The organism is Pontibacter rugosus (assembly GCF_042678745.1).
In the GTDB taxonomy this organism is placed as follows: Bacteria; Bacteroidota; Bacteroidia; order Cytophagales; family Hymenobacteraceae; genus Pontibacter; species Pontibacter rugosus.
The window spans coordinates 1-14,976 of sequence record NZ_JBHTLD010000130.1 but is presented as its reverse complement, the minus strand read 5'-3'; the positions used below and the strand labels follow the sequence as shown (position 1 = coordinate 14,976).

Genomic DNA, 14,976 nt, shown 5'->3' with positions numbered 1-14,976 from the left:
ACTTTGGGCTCTGAAAAAAAGAATACAATCCGATTTAAAATATAAAGAATAAGTTACTATGGGCTTACGTACCTCTGTGATAGTTAATGGAATAAACAACCTAAGCGATGCGCGCTACTGTGCTGGCATGGGTGTAGACATTATCGGCTTCAACCTTAAACTAGATGATCCGGAACGTGTGAAGCCTGATACACTCAAGGAAATTGCAGGATGGGTAGCAGGTGTAAAGCTTGGTGGAGAGTTTCTTCGCGCCAGACCGGATCTAATAAATGAACTGGCAGATGAATTTAATCTGAATTATATACAACTTGATATTCCTTACCTGATTGATGAAATTGAAGAAATCAATCGCCCTGTTATTCAAAAGGTCTTCATCAACAAAGATACGGTTGAGAGCGAACTGCTGGAAATGATGGAACTGTACAGTTCTGTAGTACATGCTTTCATCATTTTCTCAGATGACTTCACGACAGTAGATGAAACGAACACACGCTTCCTGTCAGACATCTGCGACAAGTTTAATGTTTACATTGGTTTTGGCGTTGATAAGGATAACATTTCTTCTGTTTTACAAAACATAAAACCAGCCGGAATAGGCTTGCAAGGTGGTCATGAGATAAAACCGGGCTTAAAAGACTTTGACGAACTGGCAGACATATTCGAAGAAATAGAAGAAGCTTAGACTTTCATTATGAGTCTTAAATAATAAATAATTTGATAAGCCCTTCATGCAAAAGGCCAGCCGATATTACGGTTGGCCTTTTGCATGAAACAGCATTTATACCTTGACTACACAGCACTTAAACGGTGTATTGCAGGTACTTGATCGGAATTCCCTCGCCCAGGTAACGTCTTTCATAGGTAGTATAAATACCCATTGTGTGCTCCTGGAGGTCAGAACTATATAAGTTTTTGGTTTGAAGTAAGCCTTTGGCCTGACGTTCTGCCAGTATTTCTAAGGTATAGTCAAACAGCGCTTCATTATCTGTCTTGAAATGTACAATACCACCGGGCTTCAGTATACGCTCATACTGATCAAGAAAACGAGGTGAGGTAAGACGGCGCTTAATGTCCCGGTCTTTCGGACGAGGATCCGGAAAAGTAATCCAGATTTCGTCTACCTCATTCTCGGCAAATAAATCTCCAATGTTTTCAATAAAGGCCCGCAGGAAAGCTACATTCGTTAGCTCCTCCTCCATTGCCATAGTACTGCCCTTCCAGATACGGGCGCCTTTTATATCAGTGCCGATAAAGTTTTTTTCGGGAAACATGCGTCCCATACCCACAGTATATTCACCGCGGCCACACCCCACTTCAAGTACAATAGGGTTTGAGTTTTCAAAGTATAACTCACGCCACTTACCGGCTAACTGGTCATATAGCTCATTTCCAGGCTCAAACACGTTTTCACGTTCGGCTACAGCGGCGAATTTCGCCATCTTAGATCTTCCCATGCTTATAGTTCTTCAATTTCAGCAACTACAAAGGTACTACCTCCTACAAAAATAACCTCATCTGGAGTAGCATTTGCTTTAGCAGCAGCAATAGCTTCTGCTACCGTGGTATATGCGGTACCGTTCAAACCTATGTGCTGGGCTTTGAGGAGCAATTCAGATACAGGTAAAGCTCTTGGTATAGCTGCCTCGCAGAAATAGTAGGTGTAATGTTTAGGTAGCAGAGCTAAAATAGTAGATACATCTTTATCATTTACTGCCCCAAAAACTATGTGTACCTGTTTAGTCTGCAACTGCTCCAGACCTTTAACAATTTGTTTAACCCCGTCTTCATTATGACCTGTATCACAAAGCATTAACGGCTCCTGCTGTAACACTTGCCAGCGCCCTTTTAAACCTGTGAGGGCTTTTACATTCGCTAATCCGGTTCTTACTGCTTTGTCAGAAATAGCATACCCTAACTCGTGCATCAATTTTAGCACCTGCAACACTCCTGGCAAGTTATATTTTTGATAAGAGCCTGCTAGATCGAGCTCCAGCCCCTGTAAAAAAACCTGCTCTTTATAATATACCTGAAACACCTGGCGCTGCAGATTTGAGCTTGTAACATCAACTCTGAACTGATCATCTGCAAAGAGCAAAGGAGCCTGCATTTCTTCTGCCTTGGTTTCAAACACCTCCTGCGCTTCCAACTGTTTCATACTTATCACTGCAGGTACAGATGGTTTGATAATGCCAGCTTTTTCTGCGGCTATAGCCGTAATGGTATCACCTAACATACTTTGATGATCCAGGCTGATATTGGTAATAAGCGAAGCAACGGGTGTGATGATATTGGTAGAATCCAGCCTGCCACCTAAACCCACTTCTATCACAGCTATGTCCACCTGTTCTTCAGCAAAGTATTTGAAAGCAAGTGCCACCGTCATTTCAAAAAAGGAAGGTTTTACTCTTTCAAACAATGGTTTATACTGTTCTACAAACTGCACCAAATAATCCTGCGGCAACTCTTGCCCGTTAATCCTCACCCGCTCGGTAAAAGATTTTAGGTGCGGCGAAGTATAAAGCCCTGTTTTATAACCCGACTCCTGCAGCACCGCCGCCAGCATGTGAGAGCTACTGCCTTTACCATTTGTACCTGCTACATGTATGGATTTAAACTGGTGCTGAGGCTGCCCCATTGCTTCGCAAAGAGCGACGATATTGTCCAGGCTCTTCTTAAAAGCAGCATTGCCGATGCGTTGGTACATCGGCAATTGCTGGTATAGATAATCAAGACAATCTTGATAAGTCATCAAAATAGAAGGAAATTTAGCGAGAAGTAATTCTAAAAGTTACGACACCCGTTGCACCCGCTGATGCACCGCTGCCACCGGTACGGCTGAAAGAAGTTTTACGAAGCTGATCTTCGTACCACTTTTTAACCTGAGGCGATACATTGCTTTCGAGCGTATTGATACCTACTAAATTACCATCAGCATCAATTTTAATCTGAAAGCGAATTATACCTGTTTCATTACTGTAAGGGTCACGTTTCGGTTCTATATCATAACGCCAGCCCGGCATATCGAGCGATCCACCTGCTCCGCCACCGGCTTTGCCGTACATAGCTTTAGAGTTGATGTCACCGTCTGGACTGCCTTTATCTCCTACTTTGCCAGCATCATCCCCATTGTTGTTCCCGGTAGCATTATTAGAGGTGCCGCTTTTGCCATTACCAGTACTGTTGGTTGGTGCCCCCGGATAAAGTGACTTTGGCTTTTCCGGCTCTTTCTTCACTACTTCTTCTTTAGGTTGAGGCTTGGGCTGCGGCTTTACCTCTTCCTTCACTGAAACAGGAGCTTCAGCGGTGGTTGTGGTAACTTTAGGTGCCTCTACCGGAGTAGGTGGAGTTGGTTTCACAACCGGCTCGGGTTCATTAACAGGATCTGGTTGTGTAGGCGCTGGTTTACTGTCCTCTACATTTTTCGATTCGTTCGGGGTTGCCAGTGTCTGCACGTCACCGCTTCCCATATCGTCAGTACCGAAGTTCATCTGAATACCGAGTTCTTCGGCTGGAGGATCAGGTGCGCGCCACGCTAGCATGTAAATCAGAAAAAGCAGAATAAGCGCATGGATACCGATGCTCACACCGGCAGCTATGCGTTTATTCTTTTCTTCTTCTTGAGAGTGGGCTATTGCCATATTGATTTAAGATTATTCAGCTGGAACAGTGGCCAGCGTTACACTTGCATTCAGGTTTTTGGCGATACCGGCTACCTTTACCAAGTGCTCTACCGGCACAGTCTTATCTACGTGTAACACCACGGCGCCCTCCTCTGTTCCTTGCAATAGAGCGGTAAGCTGTGGCTCAATTTCTTCCAGCGCAATAGGCTTATCGTTTAGGTAGTATTGCAAATCTTCAGTGATGGTAACGCTGATCTTTTGCATCACAATGTCACTGGTCTTGCTACTTGGTAAACTTACAGGTAAGCCCGATGGCGTAACAAAGTTCGAGGTAAGCATAAAGAAGATCAACAACAAGAAAATAATGTCTGTCATGGACGACATACTGAACTCAGCATTGACCCGGTTTTTAGAGCGGAAATTCATTCTTAAAGCTGTGGTTCTTGTAAAAGATCAAGGAACTCGATAGATGAATACTCCATAGAGTGAACGATGCTATCGATCTTAGATACCAAATAGTTATACCCTACATAAGCAGGCAGACCAATAATCAGACCAGTTGCTGTGGTTACCATGGCCTCGTAAATACCACTAGACAGCAACTTTGGGCTTACAGAACCCTCGGCCTGTGCAATAGCAATAAAAGCTCCAATCATACCTGTTACAGTACCCAGGAAACCGAGCATAGGTGCAGCTCCAGCAATCGTAGCAAGCGCAGACAAGTTCTTCTCCAGACGGCTGATTTCAATCTTACCCACATTCTCGATGGAAGTCTCAATGTTCTTTAACGGGTTTCCAATGCGGGAAATACCTTTAGAAATCATGCGGGAAACAGGTGTATTTGTCTGAGCACACAACATCTTCGCACCGTTGATGTCGCCGGCCAGCACCATACTTTTGATGCGGTCGTTAAAGCCTTCCGGGTTTTGAGCAGCCTTCTTTAACGTGAGATAGCGTTCTACAAAAATGTAAATAGCTACCAACGATAAAAGTGCCAATGGAATCATAAACCATCCACCGGCCATGGTTAAATCCCAAAGCGAGACAGATGTTTCAGCTGCTGCTTCAGCACCCTCAGCTAAAGCGGTAGTTGTGTCGGCAGGTGCTGCCGTAGTGATTTGTAATAAGAGTGATGTCATGTTAATTGTTAAGTACCCAAAGTGTTTCTCCGAATTTCTGTCTGTATGTGCTTATAACAGCATGTGCTTCTTCTGGTGTTGAAAAATCAGCCACTGACACACGGTAAAGTCTGCTGCCAGGGCCAGGAAGTACCACTTTTGCTTCTACTCCTTGCTTTTTTATCGCTGCGCGGCTCTCTTCTGCATTTTCAAGTCGTACATAACCACCTGTAATGATGTAGAAACGACCATCATTTGCTTTAATTATATGCGCTGGCATTTTAGTTTCTTTAGGCTCAACAGGAGCACCAATTTCTTCTATAACTACTTCATCAACAACAATTTCAGATCCATCATTTAAAGCAATAGCTAAAGAATCTGTCTCTGAAATATAAGAGGAGTCTGCTTCGTCCCAGTTGGCTACATGGGTTGTTTGTATTGCTCCAGGAAGCAATAAACTATAATGCTGCAAACGCTCATCTTCTGTGAAGGGCACATAATCGGCGGCATAATCATCCGCTATACCTGCGGCGGCAACACTGTGGCTAGAGTTAAAGAGCATTACCGGATTTAAGCTGCTCATATCATAGTTTGCCTGAAGCGACAAGAAGTATAAAGCAGATACAGATAAACCGGCCAAAGCTAAACCAGCTGCCATGTGATATGCCCGCTTAATGCGCTTGCGGAGTGGCTGCTTCTGCTCTACCAGCTCCTGCTGACGCTCTTTGATGAGTGTACGCAGTACAGCTGGCTCTTCAACCCGAACTGGCCTTGCAACCAGCTCCGGCAAACCAAAGCTATCTTCAAGCATGTTATCAGCCTCCACATATTCAAATACCAGGCGGTGCTCAGCGCTATAGCGGAACATACCTATTTCGTGTAGCTCAAACCTATTCTCACGGTGTAGAGCTGTTCTTGCAGTGTGCACAAACTCAGCCACCAGCACCTGCGCCTCTTCTTTGGAGATGTTGTTAGCGTGGGCAACTGTGCTGATTAATAAACCATCATTTAAAACCAGCTTTTCGTTGAAAGCTATTTTTTTTGATGGTGCCTGCAGCGTATGCTTCACAGGATTGATACGAGCAGGCACATAACGTGCTATCAACCCTCCAAAGTCGGGTATAATAACACAGTCGTGGTTATACAACAGTGACTTAATATGCTTCTCAACCATAGGCATTTTTAGAATGAGTAAGTTACGCCTCCAATTAGATTTATACTTTTGTTCGGGTAATTTACGAAACGTTCGTATTTCTTCCCAAATAAGTTATTAGCCATCAGAAACACGGTAAAATTATTAGTGAATCTATAGTCCGCTTTCAGGTTCAGATCGATGATGGAGTCTGTCTGACGCAGCATCGTTGTACCATCCGGTCGGGTAATACGGCCAAATGAATCACCAATATAGTAAAGTTCTGAATTAAAGAGAATCTTGTCGTAGAAGTTGTAGGTACCATAAATGCTGGCCATCAGCTCCGGGCGGTGGAAGGGCTGCTCTAGGTTATCTGTGTTATAGCTGTTATAATCAGCCTTTAAACCTAAGCGTATCTCATCTGAATAATTAAAAGAAGCTTCCGCAAAAATATTTAGCACTTTTGTCACACCATCATCATACAGCAAGTCGAATTTGGTGGAATCGGTAACAGAGTTATTGTAGAAGTATAAATTACGGTAGTTCTGGTACGCTACACGGCCATTTAGATGTACGTAATTGGCAATGTTAGCCTGGAAGCCTCCGTAGATTTCCAATCCTTTGTTAACGTCTGCCACCTGCACGTTCGGCGCCAGATAAGGATTCTCTTTCGTTAGCTCATATAAAGTGGTTCTTTGCAGGTCACCGCCTAAACCAGCATATATCAGCAGGTTACCTTCAATTGGCTCTAAACCTAAGCGAACCATTGGATACACATTGAAATTACGTGCATCGTTCACATCATCTCCTGTATAAGCTATCTTGGCTCCCAATGTCAGACTAAGCGCATTTAATTTGCGCTCGTAGGCTGCGTTTAATTTAAAGAAACCTCGTCCTACATCTGCAGAGTCGTTGTGCGATAAAATAGACAGGTCTGCATCTACTTTAAAAGCTGACAATTCATCGATGCCATACTCACTACGAAAATCCACAGCAAAATTGCTTTCGCTCATGTCGTAGTTGTCGTTGATATAGCGCAGGCGGGCTGCAGTTTTGTAAAGGAAAGGAGAGCCGGACGTTTGATTATGAAAAAAGCCCTCGGCATGGATGCGATTAAATACCTGCTTGATGGTGTCACGGTCTACCTCCTGCTCCAGCGAAGGAGAGTAACCATAGAAGTAATGTTTCTCACGACCATACTTCAGATCGCCGCCCACTGTAAGACCCTTCAGGTAACGCTCCCCATGAAGCGATATATCTGACTGTGAAACAGCAGAGTTATCTTTATCTACAGGACCTCTGGAAGATGACACATGGCTGACATTTGCACCATAGCTTGCTACATCACTGCGCTTGTTATGAAAATAGCCCTTCAGGTAAAGTGTTCCATAGTTGCCTAGTCCGGCCTTCAGGTAATTGCCATATAGCTTTGTTAACTCATCCTGTTTAATAGTTAACACGCGCATTTGCAGCTCAATGTCTTGCGAGGGCAAGCGGTAATCCGTAAAGCGGTAACGTACGTTACGGTCACCTATCTCTGGCGGATTTATCCTAAATTTTTCATAGTTACGTGCAGCCTGGGGTAATTCAATAACGCGATTTTTCTCCACTACAACCTCTGCGTCCTCCAGTTTGGCACCTTCGTTCCACCCCTGCGTTTGTGCCTGAGCAGTATTAAGGTAACTGTAGCCTACACTAAGAACAATGGCAAGAGAGGCTAATCTTAATTTATTTTTCATGATGCTGATTCTCTTCTAAATATTTTTGACTAGTTCTGCTGGCCTGTTGTATCGGCTGGCTGCTCGATTATTTCTACCGGAGGAGGCGTTTGCTGCTGCTGCAGGTTCTGTAGTTGAGCTCCCTGTGTAGCTTTCTTAGCTCCCGTATTACCATCGAGTTTCGCCAGCTTCTGCTTCGCCTCAGCTACTATCTCCTGGTTAGGCGCATTCTCAATTATCGAATTAAGAGTTGCGCGCGCCTGGAATGTTTCATTTTGTGCAGCATACACATCAGAAATAAGCAAGAATGTTTTGCCGAGCCAGAAATCATAAGTACCGAATTTGTTGCTAAAGGCAAAGGCATGATCTAAAGCCTCCTGGTATTTTTTCTGGTTGTACAGGATCTGACCTATCAGGTAATGCGCTTCTGCTCCGTTCACATCATTGGCTGAAGCAACAGTTTCACGTAGCTCAGTTAAGGCCTGCTCCAGGTTGCCTTGCGCAAAAGTAGCTTTACTTCTGAATAGCAAGGCAACGTTATAGGCATTCAGGTTGGCATTGCCCTGGCTGATCAGCTCTCCTGCTACACGTTTTGTTCCAGCATAATCGTTGGTTCGGAAGTAACTCTGCATCAGCCCTAGTAAAGCAGTCTGTTGTTCTTTGCGGTTGCTTGCAAGGTCACGTAAGCGGTTGTAGTATTTTATAGCTTCAGCATAATTCTTTGCCTCGAACTCCATATCAGCAACACGCTGTATCGCTCGGTTAACGTACTCGGAACGATTCTCTGTAATTACCTGCTTCATTGCTGTCAATCCTGCTGCTCTGTTATTGCTGCGCAAGTATGAATCAGCCAGGAAGTAGCGCGCATCCGGCACAAAAGAACTACTTGGATATGTTTTGAGGTAACTTTCAAATTTAGTTACCGCCTGCTCATACTTCTGGTTGAAGTATAAGGTCTTAGCAGCCTCAAATTCAACGCTTTCCAGCGCATTGCTTTCTGGGTTGGCAGACTTAAACTTGTCTACATACTGATCAAATTCGCTGCTACGGTTTTCCTGACCAAGCACCTCTTGTAAGCTGTACAAGGCGCCACTGGCCACTTTAGAGTCAGGGAATTCATTTAGCACACGCTGCTGATCGGCTATGGCCAGGCTGTTCTGCTGCAGGTTAGTATAAGCTATACCTCTTTTTTGTAACGCATTTGGCACAAGCTTGCTATCTGGTATGCCGTTTATCAATCTGGTAAAGCCCTGCACCGCCGGTTGGTATTTTCCTGATTCAAAATCTATTAGAGCATACTGATACATTGCATCGTCGCGGTAACGAGAATTCGGGAACTTGTTAATTAGTTCTTCTAAACTGCTTTTTGCTTTGTCGTTACGGTTCAGTATGCCTTGAACAACTCCCTTCTGAAATAAGGCATAATCACGGTCGGGCGAGCTGCTTGAAATAACCCGCTCATACAGATTCAATGACTCGATGTAATTTTTGTTTACATAATACGTATCAGCTAGACGGACCGTGGCATCGTTGTAGTTCGGGTTGCTAGGCTGAATATTATCAAGATAGGCTTTGAAATGAGTCAGTGCCTTGTCATACTCTTTGGTATTGAAGTACGCGTAACCTATACCATAGCGGGACTTTACATAATAATCAGCTTTAGTATTTGGAGCAGCACGGAATACAGCACCATAGCTATTGATTGCATCACCATAGCGCTGCCCGATAGAATAAGCCTCACCCTTTACAAAGTGGCTAGATGCGGTAACTTCTTTGTCGTATGGGTACTGCAGGGACTTATCGAGCATAGCCACTGCCTGCGGAAATTTACTATCATTAAAAAGGTTAACTCCGTGGTAGTAAGTTACACGCTGATAGGTTTGTAAAATACGCCAGCTCTTCTTCTCCAGGCTTTCTATATGACGAATGGCAGCTGCATAATCATTAGAGCCAAAGTATGATTCGCTTAGTAAACGATCAGCCTCCTCCGCTTCTCCTGAATCAGGGAAGTTTTTATTAAACTCTGCCAGGGTGTTGATCACTTCTCTGAAGTTACCCAGCTCAAAGTTCACTTGCGCGTACTTGAGCATAGCAGCTTCTGTTACATCCTTATCCTGGTTGTTTTTACGGGCCTGATCAAAAGCTGTAAGAGCAAATTGCTTGTTATCTTCTTTAAGGTAACTTAGACCAAGGTAATAGGCTGCACTCTGGCCTAATGCATCTTTTTTCAATGCCACCTCTTTAAAGTTGGCAATGGCATTTTTATAGTTGTTGTTCTTGTAGTCAGTGAAAGCAATCTTATACTGCACCACAGGCTCTAGTGTACGCTTGCCTTTGGCGTATTGCGTAAAATATTTCTCAGCTGTTTTATAGTCTGCTTTCTGATAATGTGCATCCCCTACAAGTAAGGCAATTTCGTCTGCCTGCTGCACCTGCGGTTGCCTTGCCAAAGATGCTTCACCATAGCGGATTACCTCGTAAATATCGTTCTCCTTGTACAGGATTTCCGTGATCATATAAGGCACGATCTGCTCATAAGCGGCATTCTTCTCTGCTATTTTCAGATCTGCTTTGGCTGCCGCATAATCACCTTTGCGATAGGAAATATAGCCTGCGTAGTAATTCGATGCATAGGCAAAACGATGCTCATCCTCCCTAAAACCAGTCGTCTTGTTTTTATCAAACCAAATTTTAGCGTTATCAAAATCTTTATTGGCAAAGTATGAATAACCGAGTTTAAACTCTAGCTCATTGGTTTGCTTGGTGCTAAGCAAGTGTGTAGGCGCGTCCTTCAGAAGTTCTACAGCTTTCTTGTAATCCTTTTGCTCAAAGTAATAAAGCCCGAGCTCATAATTGGCCAACGCCGTTTTAGGGTGTGTCGGGTACTTGCGGGCAAAGTTCAGCACAAGCTGCTCTGCATCCGGGTGAAGGAGGTACAGGCCACTCAAGGCATAGTAATATTGTGCATCAGCCGTTCTGGAGTCGTCTCCTATCAGCTCGATGTACCGTTCAAAAGCCTCTTGTGCGGCGCCATACTTGGCCCGGTCAAAAAGCTCCAAACCTTCATGGAAGTATCTCTCCTCAGCGGTGAAAGCTTGCGTATGCTGCGCCACCACCACGTGTGAACCGCCAGCTAATACCGAAGCAAGTGCTACTTTGTAAGCTATCTTCATGTTTATTGTCTCTACCCGAATGGGCTCGTCGTTTTGTTCTGATTAAAGGAGAAAGTATAAAATACAAGCTATACTTAGCTACTCATACTACCTCACTCAAAGTTAGTAATTTTTAAAGAGCTGACACTTTCTTTCATGCATTTTATACAGCAGCCGCCACTATATGGCTTTGCTACTATATAATGGAAAAAGCTTCTAATTATTGCCTGCTGTGGATAAATTGATCTGCTTTGCCAGAAAATATTTTCACCTTACCAGGCGCCCCTCTTGGTTCAGCGCTACATTCAGTAATTAAGAAGCTAAAGCACGCGGCACCGGGTGAAGCAGCTTAAATACCAGCTCTCTCAGAATGTCTGCATCGCTCATATCACCTCCTGTTATACCTTTCACCTGCAAATCAGCTACACGTATAAAATGTATGATATCAATGCAACGCTGTAGCGGGAACGTACGCATTGCCTGCATGTACTCTTTTGCCAAAAAACCACGGTTCCCCAAACTTTTTCGAATCCCTTGCTCCGACTTATCCTGCTGCATGTGCAAGGTCAGAAGCTTGGTGAAAAACGAGAAGAGCAGCGTCAGGTTTGGTATTAAAGGGTTATTTTTGGGGTTGGCTTCAAAATAATTTATGATGCGATTGGCTTTCAGCGCATCGCGCGCAATTAAAGCCGACTGCAGTTCAAAAATATTATACTCTTTGCTAATGCCGACATTCTCCTGCACCAGCCCCTCATCCACAGTGGCACCAGGCTTCAGGTTAATCAGCAGTTTGTCTATTTCATTTGCAAGCCTTGCTAAATCGGAACCAATGTACTCGCTCAGCAATACCACCGCCTGCTGCGTGGCTTTCATGCCTTTACTCTTAAGGTAACTAGTCACCCAGGCGGGCACCTGGTTATCATAAAGCTTTTTAGTTGTTAGAAGCACAGCGTGTTTACCCACTGTCTTTGCCAATGCTTTGCGCCCATCCAGGGTTTTATACTTATAGCAAAAGACAAGTATGGTGGAAGGAAGCGGGTTTTGCAGATAAGCCTCCAACTGTCGTATGCCATCTTCCTTTTCGATATCCTGTATACTTTGGGCCTCCTTCACAATCACCACTGATCTTTCAGACATCATCGGGAAACGCTTCGCCTGCAGCATCACCGTAGCTATATCCACATCCTTGCCATATAGTACCACCTGGTTAAACCCCTTCTCATGCTCCTGCAAAGCATTAGCCTCTATATAGTCAGATATAAAATCGATGTAGTATGGTTCTTCCCCTTGGAGAAAATACACAGGAGCAAATTGCCTTTGCTTCAGTTGCTCTATAATGCCTTCGGGTGTATGCGACATAATAAGTAAGTATGATAGTGAAGACGATTATTTGTGGATGCGTCTAATCCTGCAAAAATAGCGGATCAGCTATAAAGTTAAAGTATAAAATGTGTTTTAAAGCAAGTATAAATCCCCCTCCAGACGGATACGAACTGAAATAAAAAATGCGATGTTCTTTAGTTTGAGGTATCGGCCATATATAAGATACAGAAAGCCAACACCCCTTCAAAAATAACTTATAAGCTAGATGATTAAGTATAAATCAATTCGCTATGTACCTATTGTCGGCAGTTATGCTGTTGTTCGATTCGTAAGTAAGCTTGCCTTATGGGTCGCTCTTATACTTGCTGCGACAATACTTTTATCGGCTACTTTTGCTGTACCAGATAATACGCCACTGGTGCTTAAATCAGAATCTCTCCCCTTCACTCCTAAAGAGTTTTTTATAGCTGATGTGGTGGATGAGCGTGCAGACCGTAAAACTGTTGCACACCTTATTCCACATCCTGCTGCAGGAAGTGCTCCATCCACTACTGCTCAACCTGTAGATTTGCAAGGTGGTGGTTTAAATTCCTTAAAGCAGTTCATTAGCAAAGGCCTTCATCAGGATACAAAATTACGACCTATCACAATTCGTTTAAAAGAAATGAGCATCAGAGAGATGCCGGCAGAGCAAGGCCGTGTAGAAGGCAAGGCTGTTGTGGCTATGGAATTTGAACTGGAACGTGAAGGAGAACAGGTTAAACTAACTGCTTATAAAGGTGGAGTCAGATATATAAGGTCAGCAAAGCAAGGAGATGTAGCAGAACCAGCTCTTAGGCAGTCTCTAGTGGAGGCTTTAAAATATCTGAACACGTGGATGAACAAGGAAGCCGCCACAAATGAAAAACTTGCCAGTGCCACTAAAGTAAACTTTGTTGATTACGTTGCCGCCATCGCACATGATACGGTATTTTATGCAGCGGAGCGTCCTTTGAAATGGGCTGACTTTACAGGACGCCCTTCCAAGCCGAGCAGTTTCGCGGCATCTATTTTTCCTAGTTTTTCATATGAAGGACAAAGCGAGGTTATAAATGGTGTAGTACATATAAACCTGCTCGTAAAAACTTATATGTTGCCATCTTCTTCCTGGGTTAAAGCTGGGCATTTAGATGCCTATGCTTTAAACCACGAGCAGAAACATTTTGATATTGTAAAGCTGATAGCAGAACGATTCAAGAAGAAAATAACCCCTGAAATTCTCTCCGTTGCTGATTACAATAGCATTATCCAATATCATTACATCGAATCGTTTAGAGAGATGAACCAGCTACAAGAGCAGTATGATGCCGAAACGCGCCATGGCTTGAATCAGGTGGCTCAGGAGGAATGGAATAGGCGAATAGCATCAGAGCTTGCGGCCTATTAACCCCTAGGTTTTATAACCTAAATCAAGCTTAGTCCATCTGTTTTCACCCTTACCTACACAAGGATCCTAAGGCTTGACACTACCGTGCCGCTTAAAGCTGTGCCTTTGCTACCCCTTTCTGCCAACTCTTTTTTATATTTGCCTTGAACAGACGATACAGGTACAGATGAACCTTATAGAAGAACTACGTTGGAGAGGCATGCTCCATGAATTCATGCCAGGCACAGAAGAGCAGTTAGCCTCTGAAATGACAACAGGATATATTGGCTTTGACCCTACTGCTAAATCACTGCACATTGGAAATCTAGCCACCATTATGCTGTTGGTTCATTTGCAGCGCAGCGGCCATAAACCGGTAGCGCTTATAGGCGGCGCCACAGGTATGATCGGAGACCCATCCGGTAAGTCAGCAGAACGTAACCTATTGTCAGAAGATATACTACTTGAAAACCAGGAGGGTATAAAGCAGCAGTTGGAGAAATTTCTTGATTTCAACTGTGGCGCCAATTCTGCTGAGATGGTTAACAACTACGACTGGTTTAAAGAATTCAGTTTCCTTGGCTTTTTAAGAGAAGTAGGCAAGCACCTTACGGTGAACTACATGATGAGCAAAGACTCTGTGAAGAAACGGCTCAATGCAGACGAAGAGGGCGACCGTGCTGAAGGATTATCTTATACTGAGTTTGCTTACCAACTGATACAGGGCTACGACTTCTTTCACCTTTACAAGAACAAAGGTGTAAAGCTACAGATGGGTGCTTCTGACCAGTGGGGAAACATCACAACTGGTACGGAGCTTATACGCCGCATGGATGCAGGCAAAGCTTTTGCATTGGTAGGCAAACTGGTGACAAAGGCTGATGGCACAAAATTCGGCAAGTCTGAAGGTGGCAATGTATGGCTGGATCCTAACCTGACGTCTCCTTACAAATTCTACCAATTCTGGCTGAACCTTTCTGACGAGGAAGCAGAAAAGTTAATAAAAGTATATACGCTGCTGCCACAGGAAGAAATTGAGAAAATAGCCGAAGAGCACAAACTGGCACCGCACCAGCGGTTATTACAGAAATCCTTGGCTAAAGATGTTACAATTCGTGTACACTCTGAAGAAGACTACAATGCAGCCGTAGCAGCATCAGAAATTTTATTTGGCAAAGGTGACCTGGAGACGCTGAAAGGCTTAAAAGAGGATGTTTTGCTATCTGTGTTTGAAGGAGTGCCGCAAATAGAAGTTAGCCAGAAAGCTTATGCCGAAGCAGCAACGGTGACAGATCTTTTATCAGAGCTTACAGGCGGGCAAATCTTTGAATCGAAAGGAGAAGCCAAGCGCATGATCAAAAATGGTGGCGTAAGTATAAATCGTGAAAAGATAGCAGATGCTGATGGAGCCGTTAAATTCGAGCTTTTACAAAACAAGTATTTAGTTGTGCAAAAAGGCAAGAAGAACTACTACCTAATAGCTGTTAACTAGTTGATATAAAATATCT

12 protein-coding genes are annotated in these 14,976 nt (G+C 43.8%); 3 read left to right on the top strand and 9 right to left on the bottom strand.

From position 1 onward, the window contains the following. The first annotated feature begins 58 nt into the window (after positions 1-58). Complete coding sequence (trpF, locus tag ACFQ2O_RS13885) at positions 59-682, top strand: phosphoribosylanthranilate isomerase (RefSeq protein WP_377528630.1); 624 nt, start codon at positions 59-61, stop codon at positions 680-682. A 118-nt stretch (positions 683-800) separates the two neighbouring features. Here trpF and trmB read toward each other — a convergent pair whose 3' ends face one another. The 9 genes from trmB to holA all read right to left on the bottom strand — a co-directional run bounded on the left by trmB (position 801) and on the right by holA (position 12,099). Beyond that, a complete protein-coding gene (gene trmB / locus ACFQ2O_RS13880) occupies positions 801-1,454 on the bottom strand; it encodes a tRNA (guanosine(46)-N7)-methyltransferase TrmB (RefSeq protein WP_377528628.1) in 654 nt (217 codons plus the stop codon). A 2-nt stretch (positions 1,455-1,456) separates the two neighbouring features. After that, positions 1,457-2,749, bottom strand: a complete 1,293-nt coding sequence (locus tag ACFQ2O_RS13875; RefSeq protein ID WP_377528626.1) for a bifunctional folylpolyglutamate synthase/dihydrofolate synthase — start codon at positions 2,747-2,749, stop codon at positions 1,457-1,459. 16 nt (positions 2,750-2,765) lie between these two features. Further along, positions 2,766-3,638, bottom strand: a complete 873-nt coding sequence (locus tag ACFQ2O_RS13870) for a hypothetical protein (protein WP_377528624.1) — start codon at positions 3,636-3,638, stop codon at positions 2,766-2,768. A gap of 12 nt (positions 3,639-3,650) precedes the next feature. Then, positions 3,651-4,046 carry an ExbD/TolR family protein gene (locus tag ACFQ2O_RS13865; RefSeq protein WP_377528622.1) on the bottom strand — a complete coding sequence of 132 codons (396 nt, stop codon included), beginning with the start codon at positions 4,044-4,046 and terminating at the stop codon, positions 3,651-3,653. A gap of 2 nt (positions 4,047-4,048) precedes the next feature. Beyond that, entirely contained in the window at positions 4,049-4,759 is a 711-nt protein-coding gene (locus ACFQ2O_RS13860; protein ID WP_377528620.1) for a MotA/TolQ/ExbB proton channel family protein, read from the bottom strand. Position 4,760: 1 nt separating this feature from the next. Beyond that, positions 4,761-5,912: an HU domain-containing protein gene (locus tag ACFQ2O_RS13855; RefSeq protein ID WP_377528618.1), complete on the bottom strand. Its 1,152-nt coding sequence runs from the start codon at positions 5,910-5,912 to the stop codon at positions 4,761-4,763. An 8-nt stretch (positions 5,913-5,920) separates the two neighbouring features. After that, the gene (locus tag ACFQ2O_RS13850; protein ID WP_377528616.1) at positions 5,921-7,609 is read right to left on the bottom strand and encodes a hypothetical protein; all 1,689 of its coding nucleotides are present in this window, start codon (positions 7,607-7,609) and stop codon (positions 5,921-5,923) included. Between the two features lie 29 nt (positions 7,610-7,638). Next, a complete protein-coding gene (locus ACFQ2O_RS13845; protein WP_377528614.1) occupies positions 7,639-10,761 on the bottom strand; it encodes a tetratricopeptide repeat protein in 3,123 nt (1,040 codons plus the stop codon). A gap of 291 nt (positions 10,762-11,052) precedes the next feature. Then, positions 11,053-12,099: a DNA polymerase III subunit delta gene (holA, locus tag ACFQ2O_RS13840; protein WP_377528612.1), complete on the bottom strand. Its 1,047-nt coding sequence runs from the start codon at positions 12,097-12,099 to the stop codon at positions 11,053-11,055. 229 nt (positions 12,100-12,328) lie between these two features. On the opposite strand from holA, the gene ACFQ2O_RS13835 reads away from it, so the two are divergent. Both ACFQ2O_RS13835 and tyrS read left to right on the top strand, forming a co-directional pair. Beyond that, a complete protein-coding gene (locus ACFQ2O_RS13835; protein ID WP_377528610.1) occupies positions 12,329-13,489 on the top strand; it encodes a hypothetical protein in 1,161 nt (386 codons plus the stop codon). Between the two features lie 166 nt (positions 13,490-13,655). Further along, on the top strand, positions 13,656-14,960 hold the full coding sequence (gene tyrS, locus ACFQ2O_RS13830) for a tyrosine--tRNA ligase (RefSeq protein WP_377528608.1): 1,305 nt from the start codon (positions 13,656-13,658) through the stop codon (positions 14,958-14,960). Positions 14,961-14,976 lie beyond the last annotated feature (16 nt).

Excerpts from the sequence above, each read along its gene's own strand:
- trpF (WP_377528630.1), top strand. The coding sequence starts at position 59 with ATGGGCTTACGTACCTCTGTGATAGTTAATGGAATAAACAACCTAAGC.
- trmB (WP_377528628.1), bottom strand. The coding sequence starts at position 1,454 with ATGGGAAGATCTAAGATGGCGAAATTCGCCGCTGTAGCCGAACGTGAA.
- ACFQ2O_RS13875 (WP_377528626.1), bottom strand. The coding sequence starts at position 2,749 with ATGACTTATCAAGATTGTCTTGATTATCTATACCAGCAATTGCCGATG.
- ACFQ2O_RS13870 (WP_377528624.1), bottom strand. The coding sequence starts at position 3,638 with ATGGCAATAGCCCACTCTCAAGAAGAAGAAAAGAATAAACGCATAGCT.
- ACFQ2O_RS13865 (WP_377528622.1), bottom strand. The coding sequence starts at position 4,046 with ATGAATTTCCGCTCTAAAAACCGGGTCAATGCTGAGTTCAGTATGTCG.
- ACFQ2O_RS13860 (WP_377528620.1), bottom strand. The coding sequence starts at position 4,759 with ATGACATCACTCTTATTACAAATCACTACGGCAGCACCTGCCGACACA.
- ACFQ2O_RS13855 (WP_377528618.1), bottom strand. The coding sequence starts at position 5,912 with ATGGTTGAGAAGCATATTAAGTCACTGTTGTATAACCACGACTGTGTT.
- ACFQ2O_RS13850 (WP_377528616.1), bottom strand. The coding sequence starts at position 7,609 with ATGAAAAATAAATTAAGATTAGCCTCTCTTGCCATTGTTCTTAGTGTA.
- ACFQ2O_RS13845 (WP_377528614.1), bottom strand. The coding sequence starts at position 10,761 with ATGAAGATAGCTTACAAAGTAGCACTTGCTTCGGTATTAGCTGGCGGT.
- holA (WP_377528612.1), bottom strand. The coding sequence starts at position 12,099 with ATGTCGCATACACCCGAAGGCATTATAGAGCAACTGAAGCAAAGGCAA.
- ACFQ2O_RS13835 (WP_377528610.1), top strand. The coding sequence starts at position 12,329 with ATGATTAAGTATAAATCAATTCGCTATGTACCTATTGTCGGCAGTTAT.
- tyrS (WP_377528608.1), top strand. The coding sequence starts at position 13,656 with ATGAACCTTATAGAAGAACTACGTTGGAGAGGCATGCTCCATGAATTC.